25 protein-coding genes and 2 pseudogenes are annotated in these 25214 nt (G+C 58.4%); 9 read left to right on the top strand and 18 right to left on the bottom strand.

What is annotated here, in order from left to right; genetic code table 11:
* Nucleotides 1–133: 133 nt before the first annotated feature.
* Complete coding sequence (locus tag M0D69_RS10545; protein ID WP_301781970.1) at nt 134–532, top strand: ester cyclase; 399 nt, start codon at nt 134–136, stop codon at nt 530–532.
* A gap of 110 nt (nt 533–642) precedes the next feature.
* Here M0D69_RS10545 and M0D69_RS10550 read toward each other — a convergent pair whose 3' ends face one another.
* The 6 genes from M0D69_RS10550 to M0D69_RS10575 form a co-directional block, all read right to left on the bottom strand.
* Nucleotides 643–1557, bottom strand: a complete 915-nt coding sequence (locus M0D69_RS10550; RefSeq protein ID WP_301781971.1) for a phosphorylase — start codon at nt 1555–1557, stop codon at nt 643–645.
* A 106-nt stretch (nt 1558–1663) separates the two neighbouring features.
* Nucleotides 1664–2101 carry an SRPBCC domain-containing protein gene (locus M0D69_RS10555; RefSeq protein WP_301781972.1) on the bottom strand — a complete coding sequence of 146 codons (438 nt, stop codon included), beginning with the start codon at nt 2099–2101 and terminating at the stop codon, nt 1664–1666.
* 228 nt (nt 2102–2329) lie between these two features.
* Entirely contained in the window at nt 2330–2791 is a 462-nt protein-coding gene (locus tag M0D69_RS10560) for a MarR family winged helix-turn-helix transcriptional regulator (protein ID WP_301781973.1), read from the bottom strand.
* Between the two features lie 193 nt (nt 2792–2984).
* Nucleotides 2985–3266: a hypothetical protein gene (locus tag M0D69_RS10565; RefSeq protein ID WP_301781974.1), complete on the bottom strand. Its 282-nt coding sequence runs from the start codon at nt 3264–3266 to the stop codon at nt 2985–2987.
* 50 nt (nt 3267–3316) lie between these two features.
* Complete coding sequence (locus M0D69_RS10570) at nt 3317–3763, bottom strand: Ohr family peroxiredoxin (protein ID WP_301781975.1); 447 nt, start codon at nt 3761–3763, stop codon at nt 3317–3319.
* Nucleotides 3764–4065: 302 nt separating this feature from the next.
* Nucleotides 4066–4695, bottom strand: a complete 630-nt coding sequence (locus M0D69_RS10575; RefSeq protein ID WP_301781976.1) for a TetR/AcrR family transcriptional regulator — start codon at nt 4693–4695, stop codon at nt 4066–4068.
* Between the two features lie 256 nt (nt 4696–4951).
* Here M0D69_RS10575 and M0D69_RS10580 point away from each other — a divergent pair, with 256 nt between their 5' ends.
* Entirely contained in the window at nt 4952–5698 is a 747-nt protein-coding gene (locus M0D69_RS10580) for an SDR family oxidoreductase (RefSeq protein ID WP_301781977.1), read from the top strand.
* 57 nt (nt 5699–5755) lie between these two features.
* Here M0D69_RS10580 and M0D69_RS10585 read toward each other — a convergent pair whose 3' ends face one another.
* Nucleotides 5756–6676 (bottom strand): DUF72 domain-containing protein, encoded by a 921-nt coding sequence (locus M0D69_RS10585; RefSeq protein ID WP_301781978.1) that lies wholly within the window; start codon nt 6674–6676, stop codon nt 5756–5758.
* 140 nt (nt 6677–6816) lie between these two features.
* Between M0D69_RS10585 and imuA the strand changes: the two genes are divergently transcribed.
* From imuA to M0D69_RS10605, 4 genes are all read left to right on the top strand, one after another.
* Complete coding sequence (gene imuA / locus M0D69_RS10590) at nt 6817–7524, top strand: translesion DNA synthesis-associated protein ImuA (RefSeq protein ID WP_301781979.1); 708 nt, start codon at nt 6817–6819, stop codon at nt 7522–7524.
* The gene (locus M0D69_RS10595; RefSeq protein ID WP_301781980.1) at nt 7454–8947 is read left to right on the top strand and encodes a DNA polymerase Y family protein; all 1494 of its coding nucleotides are present in this window, start codon (nt 7454–7456) and stop codon (nt 8945–8947) included. Before imuA ends, M0D69_RS10595 begins: the two co-directional genes overlap by 71 nt.
* Nucleotides 8948–8953: 6 nt before the next feature.
* The gene (locus tag M0D69_RS10600) at nt 8954–12115 is read left to right on the top strand and encodes an error-prone DNA polymerase (protein WP_301781981.1); all 3162 of its coding nucleotides are present in this window, start codon (nt 8954–8956) and stop codon (nt 12113–12115) included.
* A gap of 133 nt (nt 12116–12248) precedes the next feature.
* Complete coding sequence (locus M0D69_RS10605; protein ID WP_301781982.1) at nt 12249–12716, top strand: DUF2501 domain-containing protein; 468 nt, start codon at nt 12249–12251, stop codon at nt 12714–12716.
* A gap of 162 nt (nt 12717–12878) precedes the next feature.
* Here M0D69_RS10605 and M0D69_RS10610 read toward each other — a convergent pair.
* A pseudogene (locus tag M0D69_RS10610) lies at nt 12879–13205 on the bottom strand (phage integrase N-terminal SAM-like domain-containing protein); the annotation flags it as partial.
* A gap of 495 nt (nt 13206–13700) precedes the next feature.
* On the opposite strand from M0D69_RS10610, the gene M0D69_RS10615 reads away from it, so the two are divergent.
* Nucleotides 13701–14219, top strand: coding sequence for a hypothetical protein (locus M0D69_RS10615; protein ID WP_301781983.1), 519 nt, complete (start codon nt 13701–13703; stop codon nt 14217–14219).
* Between the two features lie 592 nt (nt 14220–14811).
* On the opposite strand, the gene M0D69_RS10620 is transcribed toward M0D69_RS10615, so the two are convergent.
* From M0D69_RS10620 to M0D69_RS10655, 8 genes are all read right to left on the bottom strand, one after another.
* Complete coding sequence (locus M0D69_RS10620; RefSeq protein ID WP_301781984.1) at nt 14812–15297, bottom strand: hypothetical protein; 486 nt, start codon at nt 15295–15297, stop codon at nt 14812–14814.
* Between the two features lie 73 nt (nt 15298–15370).
* Nucleotides 15371–15568 (bottom strand): hypothetical protein, encoded by a 198-nt coding sequence (locus tag M0D69_RS10625; protein ID WP_301781985.1) that lies wholly within the window; start codon nt 15566–15568, stop codon nt 15371–15373.
* A 397-nt stretch (nt 15569–15965) separates the two neighbouring features.
* Entirely contained in the window at nt 15966–17450 is a 1485-nt protein-coding gene (locus M0D69_RS10630; RefSeq protein ID WP_301781986.1) for a CHASE2 domain-containing protein, read from the bottom strand.
* 38 nt (nt 17451–17488) lie between these two features.
* A complete protein-coding gene (locus tag M0D69_RS10635) occupies nt 17489–18106 on the bottom strand; it encodes an OmpA family protein (protein ID WP_301781987.1) in 618 nt (205 codons plus the stop codon).
* The gene (locus tag M0D69_RS10640) at nt 18103–18570 is read right to left on the bottom strand and encodes a FecR domain-containing protein (RefSeq protein WP_301781988.1); all 468 of its coding nucleotides are present in this window, start codon (nt 18568–18570) and stop codon (nt 18103–18105) included. The genes M0D69_RS10635 and M0D69_RS10640 overlap by 4 nt, the downstream gene beginning before the upstream one ends.
* 299 nt (nt 18571–18869) lie before the next feature.
* Nucleotides 18870–19706: a phytanoyl-CoA dioxygenase family protein gene (locus M0D69_RS10645; RefSeq protein ID WP_301781989.1), complete on the bottom strand. Its 837-nt coding sequence runs from the start codon at nt 19704–19706 to the stop codon at nt 18870–18872.
* A gap of 41 nt (nt 19707–19747) precedes the next feature.
* Entirely contained in the window at nt 19748–20524 is a 777-nt protein-coding gene (locus M0D69_RS10650; protein WP_301781990.1) for an ABC transporter substrate-binding protein, read from the bottom strand.
* A 54-nt stretch (nt 20525–20578) separates the two neighbouring features.
* Nucleotides 20579–20719 carry a hypothetical protein gene (locus M0D69_RS10655; RefSeq protein WP_301781991.1) on the bottom strand — a complete coding sequence of 47 codons (141 nt, stop codon included), beginning with the start codon at nt 20717–20719 and terminating at the stop codon, nt 20579–20581.
* Between the two features lie 145 nt (nt 20720–20864).
* Here M0D69_RS10655 and M0D69_RS10660 point away from each other — a divergent pair.
* Nucleotides 20865–21814, top strand: a pseudogene (locus tag M0D69_RS10660) (LysR substrate-binding domain-containing protein).
* Between the two features lie 109 nt (nt 21815–21923).
* Here M0D69_RS10660 and M0D69_RS10665 read toward each other — a convergent pair.
* Nucleotides 21924–23021, bottom strand: a complete 1098-nt coding sequence (locus M0D69_RS10665) for a porin (RefSeq protein ID WP_301781992.1) — start codon at nt 23019–23021, stop codon at nt 21924–21926.
* A gap of 466 nt (nt 23022–23487) precedes the next feature.
* On the opposite strand from M0D69_RS10665, the gene M0D69_RS10670 reads away from it, so the two are divergent.
* On the top strand, nt 23488–24201 hold the full coding sequence (locus tag M0D69_RS10670) for a UPF0149 family protein (RefSeq protein ID WP_301781993.1): 714 nt from the start codon (nt 23488–23490) through the stop codon (nt 24199–24201).
* Between the two features lie 106 nt (nt 24202–24307).
* On the opposite strand, the gene M0D69_RS10675 is transcribed toward M0D69_RS10670, so the two are convergent.
* The gene (locus tag M0D69_RS10675) at nt 24308–25156 is read right to left on the bottom strand and encodes an SDR family oxidoreductase (RefSeq protein WP_301781994.1); all 849 of its coding nucleotides are present in this window, start codon (nt 25154–25156) and stop codon (nt 24308–24310) included.
* Between the last annotated feature and the right edge of the window lie 58 nt (nt 25157–25214).

Raw genomic sequence — 25214 nt, forward strand, 5'->3', positions numbered from 1 at the left:
CCGCAGCCCGCTACCACGTCGGAAAACAGGCGACCTGATTTACCGGGTGACGGCGTTTCATTGCCATCCTTCTTGGCACTCATCGATGCAGCAGCTCTAGCTGGATCCAGCAATCAATTCCAGGAGAACGAAAATGACGACCATTCAAGAGCAGAACAAAGCCTTTGTTCAGGAAGCCTTCGACACGCTGTTTAACAAGCGTGACTACACCGCAGCAGAGCGGTTTTGGTCGGCGAACTATATCCAGCACAGTGCGCATATTCCTCCGGGCCGCGAAGGACTCTTCAATCTGGTTAAGTCCGTGCCCGACACGCTCCGCTACGACAACGCGTTGATCGTCGCCGAGGGTGACCATGTTCTGCTGCACGGCCGCTTCTCCGGCATGGGAGCACCCGCTAACTTGATCGTCGTCGATATCCTGCGTATCGAAAACGGCAAGCTGGCCGAACATTGGGACGTCATTCAGGACGAAGCCACCAAGGAAAGCTCAAAAAGCGGGCTGCCGATGTTCGGTTCAAGCTTTCCGGCTTGAGAAGATACGCGCCATGCCGGTCACAGCCGCTTCGTCGAAGATCCGGCTTTCCGGGCCACTATCGATGCCGCGGGTGGACTGGTCTTTTGAACCGTGCACGAAGAACGGACTTACATCGATGCCGGCGTCGTGACTCGTTGCAACATCGTCATCGGGCCGAGTGTCCTGATAGCTCTCATCTGTGCTTCGTCCCGAACGAAGAGGGATCCCGCAAACCCCAACGCGTTGACCGAGACTCCCTCGACATGCTCCATGGACCTCGGCACGAGCAGCATCCATCCGGTGGTGACCAGCAGGTTATACGGCGCCGACTGCTGCGGTTCGCCATTGACATCGATCGCGCGCAAACCGACTGCATCGAGTAAGGCGCGGTAGCGGTCGAATGCGCTGCGTGCCATCTCCAGCGGACGCGTTGCGACCAGCGGATCCAACCGGACGAACGCATGCGGAAAAGGCAGCCCGGGAACGGTACCGACGAGCCCGTCCATGCGTGCAGCAGCAAGGAGCGGCTCGATCGGCAACGGCGGGCCTGATTCGTCGAGCGGCAAGGGCACGATCTGTAGATGTTTATGGCGTTGACTCGCGCCGGCGGCCGGGCCGCCATTGTAGAAACCGAGGCCATCGAACTGCGTTATGCAGTTGAACAGCGCTTCAAAGTCCGCCAGATTGAGCAATGCCTCCTGCAGTTCAAAGCGACGCGTGACGATCAGGAGATGATGGTCGATGACGTTGAACTTGTTGAGCAGGACGATGTGGGTCCCGGAGATATCGGCGACAAAAAGGTCCGGGGCGTAAGGAAGGAAAGGATCAGCCCGGCGACTGTTCGCCGCCTTGGCCATACGCATTTGTTGGTCCTCATCCTTGCGGACAAGACTCGAGACCTGGCGGATGAGGAAACGCACGCCACCATCTTCGATCGTCGTGCGGATTGTCTCGATAGGAAGCAGTGCGCCACAATCCAGCGCATGCGCCGTTTGACGGAGTACCGCGGGCCACAAGGTGCCGCTAATGTCAGGTGGACTCATCAGCCAGCGCCGGTCGTCAGTCGATGACGGAAGGCATGCATTGACGCTCCATCGTGACTCCTCTTGCCAAAAGTAGTGTGGCGCAGCTTCGTTGCAACGCACCAAGTTATTGCGCCGATACCTTGAACACCGGGTTGAAGGGTGTGCCTTCAAGGTGGTGCTTGAGTTGGCGTATCAGGCATCCCCAGGTCGTATTGCGTTCCGCCACCGCTTTCGCCGCTGAGTGTTCGTCTGCGTGCAGGAAAGAGACTTTCGTCTTGCTGGCGTCAACCGCAGCCAGTTCGAAACTGATCGTGGTGCCAACCCAGTCGGGTGGCCCGCCGACGCAGGACCACGCCAGCCGGTGCGGCGGATCCAGCTCGTCAATGCGCATGCGAAAGACAACGCTGCGTTCCATGAAGCCAAATTCGGCCATGCCGCCGGGACGCGCTTCGACAACACTGTCTTCGGTCCACCACGCCCTCAGGCCTTCCTGCGTGGTGAGCGCGGCGAAGACATGTTCAGCCGGTGCCTCGATCGTGATCTGATGGTGGAGATCGGTCATCGCTACCTCCGATTGCGGCTTGCTGATCTGACGTCGCCCCTGCAAACGGGGGCTGCCATTTCCGCGGCGTGGAGCTTTCTTTATACACTCAACCGAAGTCAACCCGCTTCTGCCCTTCAACCAGTTTGAGTAACTCATGGGCAAGCGAGCCGGACACAGCTGAAGCCGATCAATAGTCGGCTGTCCATGTTCACGAGAAAGGATTGCGTCAATTCGGCCGCTCAGCGCTCATGCCCCGGTTTGGACTGACTTGATGAGATTGTTGCGCAGCGTCACGATCGCCTTCTGCACTTTCGCGAACTCGTCCGGCGCCAGGCCAGTCGCCTCGACGAGGTCCATGTTCAGGCCTTTTTCGCGCAGCCGCCGGCCGCTTTTCGTAAGGCTGACCAGCACCTGACGCTCGTCTTCGGGATCGCGCTGCCTTTCCAGATAACCCATTGCCTCGAGCTTTTTCAGCATCGGCGTGAGCGTGTTGGATTCGAGAAACAGCTTCTCGCCCAGACCGCTAACGGTCTGGTTGTCTTCCTCCCACAGCGCAATGATCGTGACGTATTGCGTATAGGTGAGCCCAAGCTCCTCGAGGATCGGTTTGTATGCCTTGCCGAACGCCAGGTTCGTGGAATAGACCGCAAAGCACAGGAAGTCGGAGAGCGTCACGTTCGCGGGCGCCGGTTGGTCCGTGGATTTCATCTGCATCCTCTTTGGCTAAAGATTGATATCTCGCAAGAAAAATTATATATCGCATGCGATTGTATCGCGATGGAGTGAACCCTAGACTGCCGCCGCGTAGAGCGCAAGGCCAGGTTAATTTCAACCCGATGCCGTGACCGACGCGCATCAGAAGCATGATGCGCGACGGCCCAGCGACGGGGGGATGCGCGATCTAGCGATGTGCGAAGAGGCTGTCGCCGTTGTCGCGCAACGGCACGGCGGCACGGCTCCCCGCCTGGGAGTGGCCGGCGACTACACCGCCATACGCCTCTTGCGAGCTAGCAGCGCCGTCGCGCTCGGCGGCGAGGGATTGCACGCTCTGACCGCGTTGCGACACCGGGGCCCCAACCGAGGGCTTGTAAAAGGGGGCCGGGCCATAGCCGCTGGCGAACGCGGGAGCGGCGGCGGAAGCCGAAAATGCGACGAGCAATGCAACGATGAGTTTGGTCTTCATGATGAAATTTCTCTAAAAAATGTTCAATGAGAGGCACGTGTCTTGCCGGATCACGCCGTGACGACGTTCAGGGCGACGTCGATGTTTCCGTGCACAGCTTTCGAGTACGGGCAGATTTGATGGGCCGAGCGCGCGATCGCCTCGGCGACGTCCTGCGCCAGGCCCGGCACGCGGACGGTGAACTGGGCGCCGAGGAACCATCCGGGACCGGTCTGGCCCACGTCTACCTGGATATCCACGGAAGAGTCAGGCGGCAGCGTGACCTTCTTCAGCGAGGCCGCGATCCCGAGCGCGCTGATATAACAGGCCGACCAGGCGCCCGCAAACAACTGCTCGGCGGTCGGGTGCGGCTCGGCGGCGATGAACTCGTGGTTTTCACCGCCGGGCGCCGACAACTTGATGTCGACGACACCGTGATCGCCACGCTGGGCGCTCGGGTCGGGGTTGACCGTGGTGTGGGTCTTGCCCGAAAAGATGACTTTTTCGATCTTGGCCATGATGGATTCCTTGATGAATAAGAGGTGTTGATTGGATTTAAATCGCATGCGCTTAAATCGCATGCGATTCATGATGCACAAAGAAATAAGTGATATCAATCGTATAAGACTTAATCGCATACGATTTTTAATAGAAACGAATGATGATCCAGCGATGACCCCGCGATGACCCATTACGCATCGACGCGCGCAACCCAGCGCTACAACCAGCATTCAAGGGGATTCCAACTTGAAGAGATTGAACGCATCTCCCTATAGGGCGCGTGCGTTTCTTCGATGCCGGCAGTTGGCCGTAACACGCTTCAGCGCGTACCCTGCCCCGCATCCAGCGCGAAATTCCTGAAAAGCATCTGACGGGTCGCGTTCAGTATTTCCTCTCCGAGCTCCGGATTGGCGCCGGCTACCGCCCGCGACAGAATGAGCGCACCGACCATCTCGCTATAGAACGCGATTGCCTCCCGGCGCGCTTCGTCCGTATCTTCGCTGTCGGAGCACTGTTCCGCGATAAGTCCTGTCAACGTTTCAATCATTGTCTGCAGGCCGCTTGCAAAGTGCAACTGTGCCTCATGGCCGAGCCGACGGACGTCCGCGGTGAGGCCGGCTACCGCGCAACCCTGCTCGATATCACTGCAATGCGTGCCGGACAGGTAAAAGTCCACCTGTCGCCTCAGCCGGTTCCCGCCTGGCTCAATCGGTGCGGCAACTGCTTCCTTCAGGTCGCGGTTGGCCTTGTCCATCGCAGTCGCCACGACTTCAGCGGCCAGCACCTCCTTCGATTCGAAGTGGTTGTAGAACCCGCCCTGGGTAAAGCCTGCGGCCTTCATCAGCGCGCTCAGGCCAACTCCGTCGATTCCATGCTCACGGAACAACTTCTCCGAAGCCGCAATGATGGCCTTTCGGTTCTCCGCCGCCTTCTGTTTTGAGACACCCATCGTTCAATGCTCCACGCCGTTGTCAGATCAATTATAGCCGCCTTTGAAAAATACAATGGTGATCGACATTGACTTTTCAGAATCGATCCACCAAACTCAATGTCAGTCACCATTGTGTTTAGATGAATCTCAAACTTCGTAGGAAATTTTCATGAACATCTAAAGCAATCAACCCCTGCTATTCGAAAGCGTAGCGCCCATGTTCGGGAACAGCTTCCCGGGCTAACTTCACCCATCACTTTTATTTGAGGCAATCATGAAACTCACAGGTAACACTATCTTCATCACCGGCGGCGGCTCGGGCATCGGCCGTGGTCTCGCTGAAGCGTTCCACAAACTCGGCAATCAGGTGATCATTTCGGGCCGACGCGCGGAGCGCCTGCAAGCGACCATCGATGCGAATCCCGGCATGCAGGCGGTTGCGCTCGACATCACCGATCCAGCGGATATCAAGGCAGTCGCCGCCAAGCTGATTGCCGACCATCCCGGGCTGAACGTGCTGATCAACAACGCCGGCATCATGCTTCCCGATGGCGCTCAAGGCCCGGTCGACGACGAACTGCTGAGCTCGACCGTCGAGACGAATCTGCTTGGACCAATCCGCATGACATCGGCGCTGATCGAGCACCTGAAGACCCGAGACGGCGCTGTCGTGGCAAATGTCACGTCGGTACTTGGCTTTGTGCCGTTGGCGATCGCGGCGGTGTACAGCGCGACCAAGGCGGCATTGCATTCATACACGCTCTCACAACGCTATCTGCTTCGGGGCAGCAAGGTCTCACTCATTGAGATCGCGCCGCCATGGGTCCGTACCGAGTTGTTGAACAGCAGCGAAGAAGAGCGCGCGATGCCGCTTGATGCGTTCATCGCGGGCGCGATCGAGCAACTGGGCACCGAGGCCAACGAGATACTGGTGGGTCAGGCTGTGGACATGCGCGCCAATCCGGGGCCTGGCGAGCACGCGTGGGTCAACCAGTTTAACGACATGTTTGCTGCCGGTTGAGCACAGGATTGCCTGGCGAGAGAGTCAGGCAATCCGAGTACCGGGTCGCGTCAGTTATCATGCGTCAACAAAATGCGTAACGCCGAGAACCCCCATTAACTTCAGCGCATTCCTCTGCCCCTGATCCTCGTAGTTGGTGTTGAAAACCACATGAGTCAGTTCGACCGCCTTTGAAATCTCGATGATCTGACTAGCGATCGAGCCAAGTTCGTCCTCGTTGTATTCGTACTTGAATCTCGACGACGACGCCAGGCCGCCTTTGATATTCCAGGTCTCCTGATTACGTCCATGCAGACGGATCAACGCCAGCCGCGGATGCGTTGTTTCCCAGATGGCAGGGATGCTGTTACTCGACCCTTGCGGCTCATCCACCACCACGTTCACCAGCCCGCGCTCACGCTCGAGAGCCAGGGTGGAATCCCGGCGCTTTTCATCGAACCAGGTCTGGTTGCGAAACTCGACCGCCATCGTATAGCCATCCATTGCACTCATCACGTCTGCGCAATGCTCGACATGCCGGATGCCGTGGGGATTGCAGATCACCCACGGTGCAAACTGGAAATGCACCGCGCCGAGTTTGCCGGCGGCACGAAGCGGCTCGATGGCTTCCAGATACCGGCACCATAATTCCTGCTGCAACTCGCCCGGCAAATCCTTGTAATACAGGCTTGTCTTGCCGTTCTGCGGCAAGTGCGGCTGTATGTCCGGCGGAAACATGTCGCGCGCAGTCTGATGCCCGGTGAACAAACGAAACGCCTTGATATTGAAGACGAATCCAGGCGGCGTCCGCTCAGCCCACAATACCGAATTTGCGGGGTTCGGCATGGCGTAGTAGCTGGAATCGACCTCCACCAGCGGGAACACGGACGCGTAATGGCGCAACCGGGCCTCCGCGCTCGAACAGCCTGGCGGATAAAAGCGTTTGCACTGGATGAGCGTGGGATCCGTCCACGAAGCCGTGCCAACCAGGATGGTCACCGCGTATTCTCCCTACCATTCCCGCTACATTCACTCGTCATAATTTTCTCCCCGCATTCCTCCCCGCGTTTAAAAAGGGGCAGTTCAGGCTCGATCAATTTCAAGGTAAAGTACTGTACATCCATACAGCTAAATTTACCATGTCAGCCCTGCCGAAACACGTCGAAGAGATTCACCCCGCCTTGTGGCGCGGGTCGCAACTCGCGCGCGCGCAAGGGCAGACAGTCGACACGGGCTACGCCGTGCTGTCGGCTGAACTGCCGGGTGGCGGCTGGCCGCTGGGAACGCTGATCGAGCTGCTGGTGCAGCAGCCGGGCGTGGGCGAAGTCAGGCTGTTACGCCCGGCGCTCGCCGCCGTGAGCAAGCGCCCTATTGCTCTTGTGCAACCGCCTCATATTCCAAATTCTCTCGCTTTCGCGTATCTGGGCGTACCGCTCGACAAACTGCTCCAGGTGCGCGCATCGAAACTGGCTGACGCGCTGTGGTCGGCTGAGCAAATTCTCAAGACCGGCAGTTGCGGCGCGCTCGTCTTCTGGCAGCAATACGCGCGCACGGAATCGCTGCGGCGCCTGCATATGGCCGCGCAATCCTCCGAAACGCTGTTCCTGATGGTGCGTCCGCTCGCGAGCGCGTCGGATTCGTCACCGGCTACGTTGAGGCTGTGCGTGCGGCCGGCCGGCGACGGCATTGCTGTCGACATCATCAAGCGTAAAGGCCCGATTCGCGCCGAAAGACTGTCCGTCATCCTGCAACCCTCTCCCGTCCTGATGAGTCCCCATGCCCGTGTACGTCGGCATACACCTACCCCGGTTGTCGCTGGAAGTGTTCCGTCCACGCTGGTCGCGTAGGCATGAACACGGCTGCGTCGTCCTCGACCGCGACACGGTCTTTATAGGAAACCGGGGCGCTCGCGAGGCCGGCGTGTGCGTGGGCATGAAACGCGGCGGTGTCCTCACACTGTCGCCCGACACCCTCATGTTCGAGCGCGAGCTGAGCCGAGAAAACGACTTGATGCGCGAGGTGGCTTTTTCGCTGATGAAATTTTCCCCCATGGTTGCTCTCTGCGATGAGGAAACCATCGTTATCGATGTCACGGCGAGCTTGCGGCTCTTCGGCGGGATCGTGCGGCTGTGCCATCAGATGCGGGACATTGTCGATGCCATCGGCGTGACGGCGCGTTTAAGTACGGCGCCGACCGGCCAGGGTGCGTGGCTGCTGGCTAAAAGCGCCCACAGCGCTCACCGCGGCAAGCGGCGCGTGCTGAAGATGGCGTCGCTCGAACGCAAGCTCGGAACGCTGCCGTTCCAGGCCGCGCCGGAAGTGCGCGCCTTCACCGACTGGTTTACCGGGCTTGGCTGCAAGACGCTGAACGACATCCGCCGCCTGCCGCGTGCGGGTCTGAAAAAGCGCTGCGGCGTCGAGCTGCTGGATTCGCTGGATCGCGCTTATGGACTCGCGCCCGAGCTGTATGAATGGCTGGCCGTGCCGCCGGCTTTCAGCGCGCGCATCGAGTTGCCCGATCGTATCGAGCATGTGGAAGCCATGTTGTTTTCCGCGCGCCGGCTGATCGTGCAACTGTGCGGGTGGCTGAGCACGCTACAACTGGCGCTCACGCACGCCACGCTTACGCTGGAACATGAACGCGACCGCGATGCCATCGACCCCACCGTTATCCCGATCGCACTCGCCGAGCCAACCTGGCACGAAGAACATTTGCTGCGCTTGTTCAAGGAGCGGCTCGGCCGTACGGAACTCGTCGCCGCGGTGATCGCGATGCGCCTGACCGCGGCAAAAATACAGCCCGCCGAACCACCTACCGAAACGCTCTTTCCCGAACCCGGCGGCTCGCCTGAAGACCACAATCGGTTGCTCGAATTGCTGGTTGCGCGGCTGGGTCCCGAGAACGTGCTGCGCGCGGCGCCATCGTCGGATTACCGTCCGGAACAGGCTAACCGCTGGATCTCCGTCACCGACACCACCCATCCTCAAAAGCCCGAAGCCGTGCCGTCCGATCTGCCGCGCCCGGCGTGGCTGCTCGAAAAGCCGCTGCAACTGATGATGAAAAGCCATCGGCCGTTCTATGGGTCGTCGCTGAAACTGGTGTCGCCGGCTGAGCGTATCGAAGCGGGATGGTTCGACGGCGGGTTGACGAGCCGCGATTATTTCGTCGCGCAAGCCAGCGATCAAAGTTGCTACTGGATCTATCGCGAGCGGCCCGGCAGCGCCGAGGCCGAAGATCCGCGCTGGTTTCTCCACGGTCTGTTTGGATGATACATCGTGGATACCACCTTCTCCATGCTGCCCGCGTATGCGGAGCTTTTCGCGTTTTCCAACTTCACGTTTCTTCACGGAGCATCGCGTGGAGAGGAGTTGGTCGCGCGGGCCGCGCAACTCGGCTATGCCGGTCTGGCGATCACCGATGAATGCTCGCTCGCCGGTGTCGTACGTGCGCATGTGGAGGCGAAGAAACTGAATTTTCCGCTGGTTATTGGCTCGTATTTCAAGCTCGTCAATGCGGATCTTTCGCCGGCCTTCGGACTCATCTTGCTGGCGACGAACCGCGAGGGTTATGGCAATCTCTCCGAGCTCATCACCATTGCCCGCATGCGTTCGAAAAAAGGCGCGTATCTGCTCACGCCGAACGATCTGGCTCGACCCGATAAAGAATTCGCTCATTTGCGCGGCATGCCGAATTGTCTCGCGATCCTGGTGCCCGATTTCCCCGCGAAGCAGACCGCGCTCGATGCCCAGATTGAATGGCTCGACACCACGTTTCCTCAACGGACGTGGGTTGGCTTGACGCTGCACCAGCGCGCACTCGACGACATCCATCGGGGGATCGTCGAGCACGTCGCCGCGTTCCATAAGGTGCCCGTGGTCGCGACCGGCCACGTGGTGATGCACGTGCGTTCGCGTAAGCCGCTGCAGGACACCATGACGGCGATTCGCGTCGGCAAGCCGGTTTCGGAATGCGGTTACGATCTCGCGCAGAACGCCGAACAGCATCTGCGATCCCGGTTGCGGCTCGCGAATCTCTACCCGGAATACACGCTCGGCGAAACGCTCAATGTGCTCAAGCACTGCTCGTTTTCACTCGATGATTTGCGCTACGACTATCCGGACGAAATCGTGCCGGAGGGATATACCCACGCGGCTTATTTGCGGCAGGAAACTTATGTGGGCGCGCATCGGCGTTTTCCGCTCGGCATTTCACATAAGGTGCGGGCTCAGATAGAACATGAACTCGAGTTGATCGAGCATATGAAATACGAGGCGTACTTTCTCACTGTCTATGACCTCGTGCGTTTTGCGCGCAGCCAAAACATTCTTTGCCAGGGGCGTGGTTCCGCGGCGAACTCAGCTGTGTGTTATTGCCTCGGCGTTACCGAAGTGGACCCGGCGCGCGGCAACATGCTGTTCGAGCGGTTCATCAGTAAAGAGCGCGGCGAGCCGCCGGATATCGATGTCGACTTCGAGCATCAGCGGCGCGAGGAAGTCATCCAGTACATTTATCGTAAATATGGGCGTGATCGCACGGCGATTGCGGCGGCGGTGTCGACGTATCGACCGCGTGGTGCATTGCGTGAAACGGGCAAGGCGCTGGGGGTCGATGCGCAGATTGTGGATCGTGTCGCGAAGTCGCATCAGTGGTTCGATAACGGTCAGGACCTGCTGCAGCGCTTCGCTGAATCCGGGCTCGATCCAGAGAATACGTTGATTCAGTCGTGGGCTTCGCTGGCCGCGCAATTGCTGAATTTTCCGAGGCATCTGTCGCAGCATTCGGGTGGTTTTGTGATCAGCCGGGAGAAACTCACGCGGCTGGTTCCTATCGAAAATGCCGCGATGCCGGATCGCAGCGTGATCCAGTGGGACAAGGACGATCTGGAAGCGCTGGGGCTTTTAAAAGTCGATGTGCTCGCGCTCGGCATGTTGTCGGCGATTCGACGCACGCTCGATATGGTTTCGGAGAAGCGCGGCGAGCGCTTCACGATGCAGGACATCCCGTCCAAAGATGAAGCGACCTACGAGATGATCTCGCAGGCGGACACTATCGGCGTGTTTCAGATTGAATCGCGGGCGCAGATGTCGATGTTGCCGCGACTTCGACCGCGTACGTTCTACGATCTGGTGATCGAAGTTGCGATCGTGCGGCCCGGTCCGATTCAGGGCGGTGCGGTACATCCGTATTTGCGGCGGCGTCAGGGTTTGGAGCCGGTTAAATATCCTAGCGAGGGTTTGAGGATCGCATTGGAAAGAACCTTGGGCGTACCGATCTTTCAGGAACAGGTCATGCAGATCGCGATGATCGCGGCAGGGTTCACTGCAGGCGAAGCCGATGCATTGCGAAGGGCAATGGCCGCGTGGAAACGCAAAGGCGGCCTGGAGAAATACTATGACCGGATTGTGAACGGCATGACCGAGCGTGGTTATGAAAATGCCTTTGCCGAAGCTATTTTCGAGCAGATCAAAGGCTTCGGTGAATATGGTTTTCCTGAAAGCCATGCCGCCAGTTTTGCGCTACTTGTGTATGTCAGCAGTTGGTTGAAGCGACATGAGCCGGCGGCGTTTCTTGCGGCTATGTTGAACTCGCAACCGATGGGTTTCTACTCCCCTTCGCAACTCGTGCAAGATGCGAAGCGCCATGGCGTAGTCGTGCTTCCCGCCGATGTGACGGTGAGCGGCTGGGATTCGGTGCTTGAATATCCAGATGAGCGTCGGGGCGATGAGAGCAAACCGGCTGTGCGGCTGGGGTTATCGTTGCTTCGCGGGATGCGGGACGGTGCGGCGGAACGTATTGAATCAGCACGTTGTGTGCGTCAGTTCGAGAGTGTGGGCGATCTCGCGCAACGGGCGCAACTTGATCGGCATGATCTGCAGGCGCTGGCTGCGGCTAACGCGTTGATATCGCTTGCGGGTAATCGGAGGGAAGCGTTATGGCAATCCGCGGCCGCAGTGCCCGACAAGGACATGCTCAACGATGCTCGGGTGGAAGATGCTACGCCGCTGCTTGGGGCGCCCTCGGAGGCTGACGATATTGTCAGCGACTACAAGGCTACGGGTTTATCGCTCGGACGTCATCCGCTTGAATTACTGCGGCCGGCGTTGCTTGAGCATCGGTTGATGTCGGCTGCTACGTTGCGGAGTTACAGGGACGGAAGGCTCGCACGCGGTTGTGGACTCGTGACCGTGCGTCAGCGGCCTGGTACTGCGAAGGGCGTGATGTTCGTTACGCTGGAGGATGAGACCGGCAACGTTAACGTGATCGTATGGCCGAGCCTGCTGGAGAAGCAGCGACGAGAGGCGCTAGGTTCAACGTTGCTGGCGGTGTATGGTACTTGGCAATGTGAGGGCGAGGTTCGACATCTCGTCGCGCAGAGATTGGTGGATATGTCGTATCTGCTGGGTGGGTTGACGAGTGTTAGCCGGGACTTTCATTGACATTTTTTGATCCTTTTTGATCATCAGCACTCCGTTTAATTGCTTTTGTGAAAGGTGATAACGTTCTCATCCAACGTCTCGCGTGAAAGGCACTATATTAGAGGTTGGTTTTAGTCACTGAAGGAGTTCGAGTATGAAAGTCCGCACGTATCGCAGCACCGTTGCAGGCATCGCGATTGCGATGTTGTTACCCATTTCGGCCGCTCACGCGCAGCTTGGTAATTTGCTCAAGGGTGGTGGGAACTCCGATGGGTCGTCGTCAGGCGGGCTCAGTAGCCTGGGTAGCATGGGCAGCGCGTTGACCGGGCAATCAATGACATCGGGTAGTACCAGCAATGTTACGGGTGTGCTGCAGTTCTGTATCAAGAACAACTATCTCAGTGGGAATGGGGCGTCGTCGGTTAAAGACTCGTTGATGAGCAAGCTGGGTGGGACATCGGCTGCGTCGTCGGATAGTGGGTATACCGATGGGGCTAAGGGCCTTTTGAAAAGTGGTGATGGGCAGCAGCTTGATTTGAGTGGGGGTGGGTTGAAGCAGCAGGTTACCAAGCAGGTTTGCGACAAGATTCTTTCGCAGGGGAAGTCGTTGTTGGGTGGGTGATGGTTGGTTTGTTTTTTTTAGTTTTTAACCCGGGTGAGTCCTTCGTTCTTGTTGGGCTTGCCGGGGCTATCGCGATGTATCGCCCTCTTTCGTTCCGATTTCAGTTTCGATGAGCGACCCACTACCCACGTTTGAGACCGATCGCCTGCTGATCCGCCCGCGTACCATGACAGGCAAGACACGCGGTAGATACACCGGATGCATCTTCGCCATCAGATCGTCTTGACCCAGTGTCGTGTCGAAGAAAAACTTCAATCCCGTGATTGCCGCGTTGAGGGAAATTGGCGAAACGCCGTGGTCGACCAGATGCAATTGATAGCGCCGCAAGTCCTCGATGGTCGCGGTGTCCGGCGAGCGACCAAGAAACACGGTGAACTGGCGAACCACCCGCAGATAACCGGCTTGCGTCTTCGGCGCGAGTCGGCGCATGCGCATGTCATCCATCATGCGCTGGCGTTGCGGACTGATAGCTTCGCTGGGGGTTGTCATGGCTCGGCTCCTGTTGAGTAACGAGGCGGATTGCCTCATTGCTCAACATAGGAAACCGAGTGAGTTTCCTATGAAGAACCACCACGTTTAAACGGAGCGAATACCGCGCGAGCGGTTTAGTCCTCCGGGGTCCGGCGGTCATCCTTGCTTTGTTGCCGCCCGGCCAGCGTGGATTTCAGGAGTAGTCGTTGAAATGGCATGCTTGGTCCGCGCCTGCCAGCGACAAAGGTTGGACCGATCGAAGGGAGCAAACGCAGCCGGCCGATGATGGTCTTCACATCGTTGGGAAGGTGATCGCGCATTGCCCGATTTACCAGCGCGAACGCTCTTAGGGTGCGGCGAAATTTAGCTGAGAGCGCCGCGCGTCGGGAAATCGGCCGGATTGCAGACGGTCGGTTTGGAGCGTACCTTGTCAGCTGAGATAGGGATGGCGAGCTGATCACGTGCAGGACGTCCCTTTCGAAGGGTAACCATTTTTCAGCGGAGGACCTTTCCATGATGATTGACCGCTCGGAAATATCAAAGGAAATCGACAGAGAGTGCCGGGACACTCGATATTCGACCAAGGCATGGAGCTTCGCGTACTACGGCTTCATGTTCACGGCCGCGGTACTCAGCGGGGCTGCAGCAGTAATCTTGAAGATCAATGCGCTCTTTGAGCTTGACGAGGCTATTCGGAGCGATCTCGCAGCGTTGTTTTCGATGATCGCGTCGGTGATCGGGGTGGTCGCAACGACCGGCAACTTCGCGAGCAAGTGGAGTGCGAGCCGGATGGCGAGAAGCGCGCTTGAGCAATTGCGCATCCGCATGCTCGACACTGAATGCGATCTGTCCGCGGTGCAAGACAAGCTGATCCAGATCCGCGCAGACAAGGATTATGTCTTCACGCAGCAAGCCACAAATCCATTGCCTAACCGACCGCCAATTGCGCGCGGGTCCGGTCAGGCTGTGTCGGGCGAAATGGAGGCGATCCCGGCCGCGGCTGCGCTGGGGGCTCCGAAAGGAACATCGTGAGTGACGCCAAGCATTGGATCCGACGCCGGGTTAGGCGATCGCGCGGCCCCCGACACGCCGCACGCAACATAAATGCAACGCTTGTCCGGCGTGTTTTGGTTTGGCACGAACAAGCTCCCCGATTAATTGGCGGTCGCAGTTATTGATCGGCTCTCCGCGTATGCGCGTCCTCGCATGAACGAGCCGCTTACTACTCGATTGCGGTGGTCCATCGCCGCCGAGTGGGACGATTTCGTACCGAGCGCAGCCAAATGTTTGCGCTCCTCATCAAACCCGGAGCGGATAGTGGAGATTCGGCCGATGACGCAACGATCGCGAACCGAATGGCCGCTTCCTAGCCGGAACCGACTCCTGAATGTCCGAACGCCGGTGCCGGGGAATGACGCTTTATGGCCGAGCCCGGTCCGACGTTGAACTGGCGGGGTGGGCCGCCATTGATCGATCCGCGTCGGGCAGAAGTCGACCCAAGCCAGCCAGATAGCATGCGACCAACTCTGTCCGACTTAGGGCAAAAAGCGGACGCCCGTTTCCGTGAACGCCCGGGGGCATTTTACAGACCGGTAGCGCTGCGCGTTTCGCAGTGCGAGGGCCTTTAATGATCGTTTGACGAGTGCAGTCGCTTATAGCGATAGACCGTTTTATCCGTGCCGGCACCCATGGGAAGCCACAATAGCGCCATGTGATAGCTCATATGAGTCCACGTGGTAAGCAGAATGTCGCCGTTGCTATCCAGCCTGACTGAACGGCCCGAAAAGGAATAGTTCGGACCAAATTCGGATCGTGACGATTGCTCAGGAGCGATCCAACCAATAGTTCCTGCTTCGCACGATACCTTGACCAGACTGTTGAATCGGGTTGTCATGCTCCCTAGCTGGGACGTGCCGTAGTAAGTCGTAATCGTGTAGTTGCCGTCAACATTCTTCTGGAAGACAGTTGTATCTGGCGCAATTCGACGACCGTTCGCATCCCTCCTATAGCCCGCGCGCATCGCTTCTGCGGCTTCTATATTCTCCGCGTGGAATATTTCGTCGGCTAGAGGTAATACGCTGGGTCCGTAGCCTTCGACGATTTGACGCACCCTGCCTTCGTAAACGCCACTCACGTCGGGGCATTCGGGTGATAGAACGGCTTTCGAATTGTCGTCAGCGTAGTCACGTGGTTCCGGTGCAGATGCACACCCGCAACCCCATTGCACACAAGAGAACGGATGCAATCGTCAGAGACATTGAACGAAACGTCATGCCTCCGGCGCGCCCCGGCGTTTCTCGCATGGCCTCTGCTGCGACCTGGGCGCGATCGGCATTGCGTTGCCCTGAAAACAGATAGCCCTTCGTTTGCTCGAACGTCATGCACTCCCCGCCGTATGATTCGATTATCCGCACATTTTAAAGGGCAAGCCTCCACCATCGGCCGAACTAGAACTGGGAGCAGACGATCGCTCATTAAAGGCGAGTGACCGCAGTTGGCCGATAGCGCCAGCTCAACTGAGGCCCCTGAAGCCGACATTTGCGAAGAGTGGGACGAGCTCGCCAACGGCGGCAAAGGCCGACGAACCGCCCTCCACTTCGCATCGACTATCGGCGGGTCATCGGCCTTTGCCGCCGTTCACCTGCCCCGAATCTGCACCGCAGCGAATGTCGGGTGACGAGAAAGTCGAATGAGTCTTGCCGATCCACATCGGACCTTCAATACAGCGCGGAGACAACAACAGCCTTCAAGTTGCACGGCCATTCGCGCGACCGCTACTCAAGGTCCTGGCGCCTTGTCAGTTCGATCGTTGTCGTCTTCACGCGCCGTGGCGTGCGTCGCTTCTGTTCTGGTTCGTTCACCAACGTGGAGCAACGCGGGCGCAAAGAAGCAGCCCATGACTGCGGACAGGATAATGAAAATCGAGGCCGCATCGACCAGCAGTCCGAAACGAATAAAAATAAAGAAACAGCATAAAAGATTCAGCAAATGCAGGAAGAGGCCGAGAAAGGTGGAACCCTTTGGGACGGCTCTTATGAATACCGCAAACCGCGATTGAGTGCGCGGCACATACCAAATAATGAGCAGCCCGAACATCATGATAAAGCCACTTTCTGCCCATTTCAGCCAGGTCGGGCGGCGCAGGAAACGTCCCTCGAAAATAGTCTCGATAACCTGCGCTTGAATTTCGATACCCGGCACCAGTTCGCCCAACGCGGTCGTGCGCATGTCAGTCACGCCGGTGCCGGTCAGTCCGACCAGCACCAATTTGTTCCGGAACCGTTCCGGATCGACTGTTCCCTGCAGGATGTCGCGTGCCGACACATAGCGGTTCAGCGTCGACCGAATGGACGCGAAGTGCAACCAGATGTCGCCGCCGGGTTGCGTAGGCACCTGCGCATCCGCGACACCCACCGCCTGCACGCCCGACGCGTCGGCAAAGACGTCGATCGCCGATGAACCCGTGGCGAGGCGAAGCATTTCCATCGGCAGACTGGGGACCAGTTTCTCCCCCAAACCCATGATGAGGGGAATATGCCGGACCACGCCTTGTTCGAGCGCCACGCTCAGCATCGCCTGCCCGTGAGCCGCCGCCTGCAATTCCGGCAGGCTGGCGAGCACATAGTCGAACCGTTGCACGCGGCCCAGCGGGTCGGTGCCATGCACGAGGATCGGAGCGCTTCGCAGATCGGTGCTGGCGCCGAAGGTGGGACGATCGAGTGCCGCAGCACCCAGTATGGTCGGTGCCGCGCGCAACGAACTGGCGAGAATGGCTTCGTGACTGGGAAGAGCCCGCAAGCTGGCAGCCAGGGCCGCAGCCGTGCTCGGCAGATTACCGGCCACCTTGTCGGGAGAGGTCTGATCCGGCTCCGGCATGTAAATGTCGAGACCGATAGCCAGCGGTTTCAGTGCTGCAATGGCATCGATCAGGCTCGCGAGTCGATTTCGCGGCCAGGGCCATTGACCGACGGTTGCCAGCGTCTCATCGTCAATCTCGACGATAGTCACGGGCTGAGCAGTCGGAATTCGTGGGAAGCGACGTTGATACTGGTCGAACAGAAGTTGCCGGGCCGTTTTAAAGGAATCAGGAAGCGCCTCGTCAAGCGCGACCACGAAAGCCGGACGTGCTACGTCGCTAGGCCATTCGCTGGACAGGTTGACCAGGCTCAGGCCGAACAACACCACCAGCGCCACTGGACGTCCCTGGGCCGCCTTAAGCAGATTCTTGATCCGGGCAAGCCATAGGTCGTAATAGCGTTTCATCAAAGGAAAGGCCGTTCACCGTCGATGACTCGCGCGGATCATTGGATGGTGATGACTACGCGTCGGTTCATGCGATTGGGAACACCATCTGCGGTGTGGACCAGTGGCTCGCGCTTGCCTCGGGCAGCAGTCTCTATTTGTTGGGCAGGAATCCCTTGCTTGATCAGGAACGCTGCAACAGTCTCCGCTCGCCGCCTGGACAGTCTGTCGTCGAATTCCTGCGAGCCCGCCAGATCGGTGTGGCCGACTACCACGAGCTGTGGCGCAGGCCAGGTAGCCAGGATCGCTTTTAGCTGTTTAACCGTGGCGAACGACTCCGGGGCCAGGTCGGTGGCGGAGTCGAAGAGAAAGAAAATCGTAAATGTCATGGGGCGCGGAGGCCGAGCCGCCAGTAGCTCGGCATATCGTGTCTGCACACTGGACTGGCTATCCATCGTTTTTTCGATGGCACCGCCCTTAGTGACGTCGACCCCGGCGTAAGCCTTGTTTATTGTTTGCTCTCCGGTGGCGCTGTGGACAATGACTGCTCCGACCTTGCCCTCCGGATCTGGCAATAAAATAATCTTGTCCGGGGGCGTGCTGCACCCGGACAGCAAAGCCAGCGTGGCGAATGCCGCGGCAAATGCTTGGCCGTGACGTCGGATTACGGCCTTCAACGTGCACTCTCCCCGTTACCGCCGACTTCGATGATAAATGCAGTGCCGCGCACGCCCAGCGTGGTCGTCGGCGTGCTGAAACGGACGGCATCCGGATTTGCCTTCGCCAGCTTTCCGGAAATCACTGCCAGGGAACCGCGTTTGATCGTGGCATCGAGCATCCCGTCATGGGTCGTGGTATTGAAGGCGAATTTGTTGAGCTCGAGGATGGAATTGGCGCCGGCCGAGAGTTGGGTATCGTCACGCAACGTGATACCAACTGAGGATTCCGGGCCGGTCACTATGCGATCGCTGCCGTAAACCTCGCTGCCGATGGCCGCGCCCGAACTGCTTCCAGCCCGCTCGACCTGCACCGTGCCCTTGAGGGTCTTGACAACGCCTGCAGCATCGGCGGCGAGTGCATCGGTGACAGCCATGCACCCGCAGGCAAAAATCAAGGCATATTTGATCGCTTGGAGACGCATCGGTGGCACCTGATTGCTTAAACGTGCGTAAGCGCTGCTTTGCGCGGGGCAGCGTGGCTCCCCCATGTCGACCCGGTGTTGTAAGGAATCATTCCCCGATTGCTCGTAGAGGTGGGGCTTGTGAAGGACCTGCAGAAATACTGCTCGTGGAAGTCAGGTGGCGACGTTTCTACGGTATCGAACAGAATATGGCTCCGACCCAAATGACTCTGTGCGCTTCCCCGCATATCGCCACGAGACACTTCTTTGGCAGCCGGTTTGCGGCTATCACTTCACCGCGTGTCGGCGATATCACCCCGCTAAGCCGCAGGCCAGACAATAGGAAAAAGCGGGTGGTCCATTAACGCGCCTTCACTCAGCGTCTCCTCGAGGCCCGGAAACTCCGGCGAAGTACGCCAGCGCCTCGGCGCATGCCGAACATCGTCGCCGACAAACCGAATTGAGAACGCACGCCGCCGTGTCTGCCCGCTCACACCACCAGACGCATGCAGAGTCAGCATGTTGAAGCACACCATGTCGCCCGGTTCCAGCTCCCATCCGATGATCGGATACGCCCCGCGGTCAGCTTCGATATCCGGCAGATCCGCGAGACTGCCCTCTGGAAACCATTTAGCTTGATTGTCCATGAACGTACGCGGCATCAGCCACGGCCCGAGATGCGAGCCCACAACAAACTCCAGCCTCGACTCCTGAGAAACGGGATCGACCGGAATCCACATGCTGACGTTGTCGCGGCCGGTGATGTTGTAATAAGGCTGGTCCTGATGCCACGGCGTGCGTTGCCGGGTATTCGGCTCCTTCACCAGCAGATGATCGTGGTAAAGCCGTATCGTCTCGCTTCCCAACAACGCCGCAGCAACCGCGGGCGCTGCCGAGTGAAAAATAAACTGACGATACGCATCGTTCTCCTGCCAATTGCAGAAGTCTTCGAAGAACCAGCCTGGATCGTCGGGACGGCTCGCGACTTTCGCGCGCGGACTGGGCGTTCGCAGGTTGCTATCGATACCCGCGCGCAACAAAGCAACCTCTTCCTGCGTGAATATCTGGCGAATACAAACCGCGCCATCGCGGTGAAAGTCTTCCATCAATTGCGGTGTGACGGCCCGCTCCAGACGGGCGGTTACGGTCTCCAACATACCTGCCTCCCTACGAGAAAGAATGGGCTGAGTCGTGACGCTCAATCGCCGTAAATGTTGAAATTGAAGTACTTCGCAGCGACCTGTTGATACACACCGTCCTGACGTATCGCGGCAATGGCCTGGTTGATCTGCGTTTCCATCGGCGCGTCGCCCTTTCGTATGCCGATGGCCACATCGCCCGCCACGCGGCTGTCCCCCACCGGCTTACCCACCAGCGCGAAATCTTTGCCACGCGGCATCTTCAGAAAGCCGAAGTCGGCTTGCACGGCGGCCTGAAATGCTGCATCGAGACGGTTCGTTACGAGGTCCTGATAAATCTGGTCCTGCGTCTGATATGACACCACCGTCACGTTCTTCGGCGCCCATTCCGCGTTCGCATAGCTCTCCTGGGTCGAGCCCTGCACAACCCCAACGCGTTTACCCTGCAACGCCCGCGCGGTAGGTTGAAGGGTCGAGCCCGCGCGCGCAATCAATGCTGAGCTGCTGTTGTAAAGACGGTTGCTGAAGTCAATCTGCTGACGCCGCGCCGGCGTAGCCGACATCGCGGAGAGTATGGCGTCGAATTTGCGCGCCTTGAGCGCTGGAATCATGCCTTCGAAGTTCTGCTCGACCCACACACACTTCTGATGGAGCTGCGCGCAGATCGCGTTGCCCAGGTCGATATCGAAACCCGTGAACGATTCATCGGGCGCCTTCGACTCGAACGGCGGATAGCTGGGATCGACACCGAAGCGAATGGCCTGTTTATCCTGTGCAAGAACAGCAAGGGGCAACATCGCCAGTGCGCAAAAGGCTGAAAGCGTTACGTGTTTCATGAAGTTCCCCGTCGGTGTTGAATCAATTTGAACGGTCGGTAAGCCGGCCTTCGTTCATGCGATGTCGAGCGGTGCAACGTTGCGCGAGACGATCGCATCACCCGGATACTTCGCCGGCACGGAATTCACATGGATGCGATGACACAATCGAATCATTTCGTCGCGGCTAGCAAGCATGTCGATGGAAATGGTCATTCGCATGGGTCCGTGATTAACGTTAGAACTTGATCGGGTGACGCTACCGTAGCGCGACAGAAAACGAGGCGGGAGAGCTAGAATCGTGAACGTGGCAACCAAAGGTGAACATGCCGCGCGGCCCCGTCTTTATCATTGAGAGCGTATGAAACTTCACCAACTCCGCACGCTTATCGCCATTGCCGAAGCAGGCGGTGTGCGCGGTGCGGCGCGCGTTTTGAAAGCCTCCCAGGCGGCTATTACCAAGAGCCTGCGCCAACTTGAGGAAAGTATGCAGATGTCACTGGTGGTGCGCACGTCGTCAGGCGTCACGCTCACGGAGAGCGGCCAGGCGCTGCTGGTTCACGCCCGATTGATTGCCGGCAGATGACACGCGCCCAGGACGCCATGAACGCCCTGCGGGGCGCCACGCAGGGCAAGCTCACGGTGGCTGTCACCCCGTGGATCGCCATGACGTTCCTGGCGGACACGGTCACGCGCTTTTGCGAGCGCATGCCCGATATCCGCCTGGAGTTCTTCGAAGGATTGTTGTCGGTCGCCAATCCGCGACTGCGCGACGGCAGTCTCGACTTCTTTATCGGCCGGCCGGAGCCTGGAGCATTCGGTGTCGAATTTCAGTATCAGCCATTGTTTTCGTCGACCTGCGCGCTCGTCGCTCGCGAGGGACATCCGCGAGCGAACTGCCATTCACTGGCGGATCTCAGCGATCTGGACTGGGTGTTGACATGGGATCCGTTGAACGAGAATGCCCTTGTCGACAACATGTTCACTCGATACAACGTGCCGGTGCCGCGAAAGATTCACCTGACGCATTCTCTTTCGATTGCAATTGCGTTGCTCAAAAAGACCGACATGATCAGCGTATTTCCGTGGCCGCTCGTCGAGGTCAGTGCGGCCAAAGAAGGACTATGTGCCATTCCGTTACGCGAACAACTGGACGACGCGATGGTCAGCGTCATCTCGCGCAGCGGTCATCCCGCGAGTGCCGCGTCCGAGTGCTTTATAGAATGCATGATCGAAACGATTCGCGAAGGATGCGAATCGAGTTTGCCGGAGACACGTCACGTGCTGCAGTCAGTCGAACTGTTGATCTGATGGGTTACTGCTGCCCCGGCATGCCATAAGAAAAACGGCGCGCACCATTGTTAAGTGCGCGCCGTTGATCCGGAAGTGTCATGCCCGGCGGCAAGCCGGGCAGCCCACATCAGAATATGTTGCGAAGGCCGACCGCGACGCCGGTCTGGTTGTTGCGACCCGGAAAGTCTGCTTGCGCCGCGCCGGTGCCACGGATGAAATCGACCGTGCCATACACTTCCGTCCGCTTGGACAGCGAGTATTCGGCAAGCACCACGCCCGAGTAGCGCACGCCGCGGCTAAGCGTGGTCCCGTTGGCGTTCAGCGCGTTGCGCGAGTGGTCGTAGTAGCCCGCCGCGGTCAGCAGCAGCGGCGTCGTGACCTGCCAGGTGGTACCGACGTAGAAGCCATCGTCGATGCGGTTGGTGTTCGTTACAGGCGCCGCGAAGTTGGCAGCCGGTGAGTTTGCAGCCGACATGAAGATGTCGACCATGCCGGTATTGTCCTGCGAATGCAGCCAGCCCGCAAAAGCCTTGACCGTGTTGAATGCATAGACAGCGCTTACGTTGACAACATTGAACTTGTTGTTGTGCACGTCGCTGTTCTGCTGGAAGCCCGCATCGAGAGACAAGCTGTTGTACGTGTAAGACGCCGTCAAGCCATACATGTTGCTCGCGCCGACGCTGCCGGCCACGTTACCAAAGCCGTACATGGCTTCCACGTTCACGCCGCCAAACTGACCGTTGTACTTGACGGAGTTGTTCTGCCGCAGGCCGTAGCCGAGCGCGCCGGGCAACCAGCCGTCCTGATCGAAGTTACCCACGGTCAGCGGGTCGTAGACGTTCCCTAACTGGTCGAATAGCGGCGTGTTCTGGCGACCCAAGGTGACAGTGCCATATTGCTTACTCGACAGCCCAACGTAAGCCATCCGGTTGAAGAGCGTACCCGAGCTCGCAAGCTGGCCGTTCCAGAGATTGAAGCCGTTCTCGAGCCGGAACACCGCAGACAAGCCGCCGCCCAGATCCTCAGCTCCCTTCAAGCCCCAACGGCTACCGGTGATCGGGCCGACGCCCATCGATACCTGGCTGTCGTTGTTCGCATTGGCGTTGGTGAGATAGCGGACGCTCGTGTCGACAATGCCGTACAACGTGACCGAGCTTTGCGCGAAGGCGGACTGTGCCGCGATGGCGATAAGCGCGCCGCCGATGGCGCTAATGGTTTTCTTCACCAAAGTTCTCCCGTGTTTAGTTATTAGGCAAACCGCAGGTCTATTTGACGGCTGCGGTTCATGCGAGGGCTTTTGGCCCGCGGGTAATAATATTTCCGTCAAATTAAAACAGGATCTGTTTTTGATTGTGTGTCTCCCGTTCACAACATTGGATTGACTTTTGATTCACGGGATATCGCATAAAATTTGAGTCGATTGATGTTTGCTGCAATGCACTTAGATGCCATTTCGTTTTTGAATAATCGTTAACCATAGGAATTTTCGGCATCGCGGATCGGACGTAGGTAATGTGCAGATACCAAATAGCGATGAATGACCGCGTCGGCCGACGTCAGTCCCGAACTCATTGTTTCGGGTCGCGGTAAAATGAAACGTTTATTGCATACGGCCTTGCATCGCCCGCCCGCATTTCTATGTTGCTGCTTGCGCTGCCGTGACGAAACCCCATTCGAGACCACGCTCCAAAATGCATCTCCTGTCCGACGACGAGCTGGAAGAACTCGACCAGTTCCTGATGTCCGATTTAGTATCGGACGCAACATTGCTGATCGACAGTCTGGACGGCTATTTGACCGCCATCGCGATCGGTCCGATCACATTGATGCCTAGTCAATGGCTGCCGGGTATCTGGGGGCCTGAGCCCGACGACGCGCCTGAATTCGGGTCGATGGAACAAGCGCAACGCGTTATGAATCTGATAGTGCGGCACTTCAACAGCATCATCGCGAGCCTGGAGAATGATCCGGATTTTATCGCGCCGATCTTCAGCGAAAACGAGTTTCCAGACGACCCGCACGTGTACCTCGACGCAGAGGCTTGGGCGGTTGGTTTCATGCAGGGTGTCGACCTGTGCCGGTCTGCGTGGAAACCGTTGTTCGATGAAACGCAGGGACAAGCATGGATACGGCCGTTGCACTTACTCGGGTCTAACGACGTGAGCGAGGAAGAATGCGCGCTCGTCCTTAGACCCGATCAACGGGAACAGCTTTCGAAACAGATTCCCGCCAGCATTGCCTCGATCTACCGTTATTGGCTCCCGTTCCGGGCAGCGGTGTTCGAACGCCAACTCGCGACGACGGCTCAGCGCGCCGCGCCGAAAGTCGGCCGCAACGATCCATGCCCATGCGGCTCGGGAAAGAAGTTCAAGAAATGCTGCGGAGCGGGAAGCATTCTTCACTAGTGCGGACGATGATTCTGGAACCGCCGTGCGACTATTGGCAGTGGCAGAACCGGACCGCGATCCCTCCCAGGGCGATTGGACCCGCGGTGGAATCCTCATTTTGAAGTTACTCGACGAAGTCCGTCGCTTCGGATGAGCCTTTCCACGCATCGATGTCGTGTTGGACCGCCGCTGCCTTTTGCGCTGCCAGTTCGTTGGCGATCTTGCTGGCGAACAGGTGCAACGGTGGGGCGGCCACGTCTACGGCCTGCATGATCAGCATGGCCAGCTTTTCCGGATCGCCGGCCTGATGACCGTGCAGCGCGCCAAGGTGAAGATCGAGCGACGCCTTGGCTTCCGTGTATTCATCGATCTGTCGTTTGGCCACTGCCAGCGCGCCGCTCGACAGAAAATCCGTGCGCACCGGTCCCGGATACACCACCGTTGCCTTGATGCCGAACTCGGCCACCTCGGCGGCCAGCGACTCCGTCAGGCCGGCGAGCGCGAACTTGCTCGCCGCATAACTGCCCCAGCCTGCGTATCCGCCTTGAAAACCGACGATCGATGAGATATTTACAACATGCCCGCTGCGCTGTTCGCGCAGATGCGAAAGCGCGTGCCGCAACACGGTCAGGGGCGCGAACAAGTTGATGTTGAAGTTCTCCCGAAGCTCTACGTCCGAGAGGCCCTCGATGGTTCCCTGTTGTGCGTAGCCGGCGTTATTGACGATCACATCGATCTTGCCGAACGTCTTGATCGTTTGCTCGATGGCGGACCGCACGCTCTGGTCGTCGGTCAGATCGACTTGCAGAGGAAGAAACTGCCCGGAGGCGGGGCCAATCGCTTCCGTCAGCGACACCACGGTTCGCGAGGTCGTGGCAACGCGATCGCCACGCGCGAGAAGTTGCCGCACGAGTCGTTGGCCGACGCCTTTCGATGCGCCGGTGACAAACCAGATTTTTGCAGACTTGCTCATGATAATTTCCTTGATAAATAAGCAATCCAAATTTAAACGAGAACGACTTTTCAAAAGA

Source organism: Caballeronia sp. SEWSISQ10-4 2 (assembly GCF_030464885.1).
GTDB lineage: Bacteria > Pseudomonadota > Gammaproteobacteria > Burkholderiales > Burkholderiaceae > Caballeronia.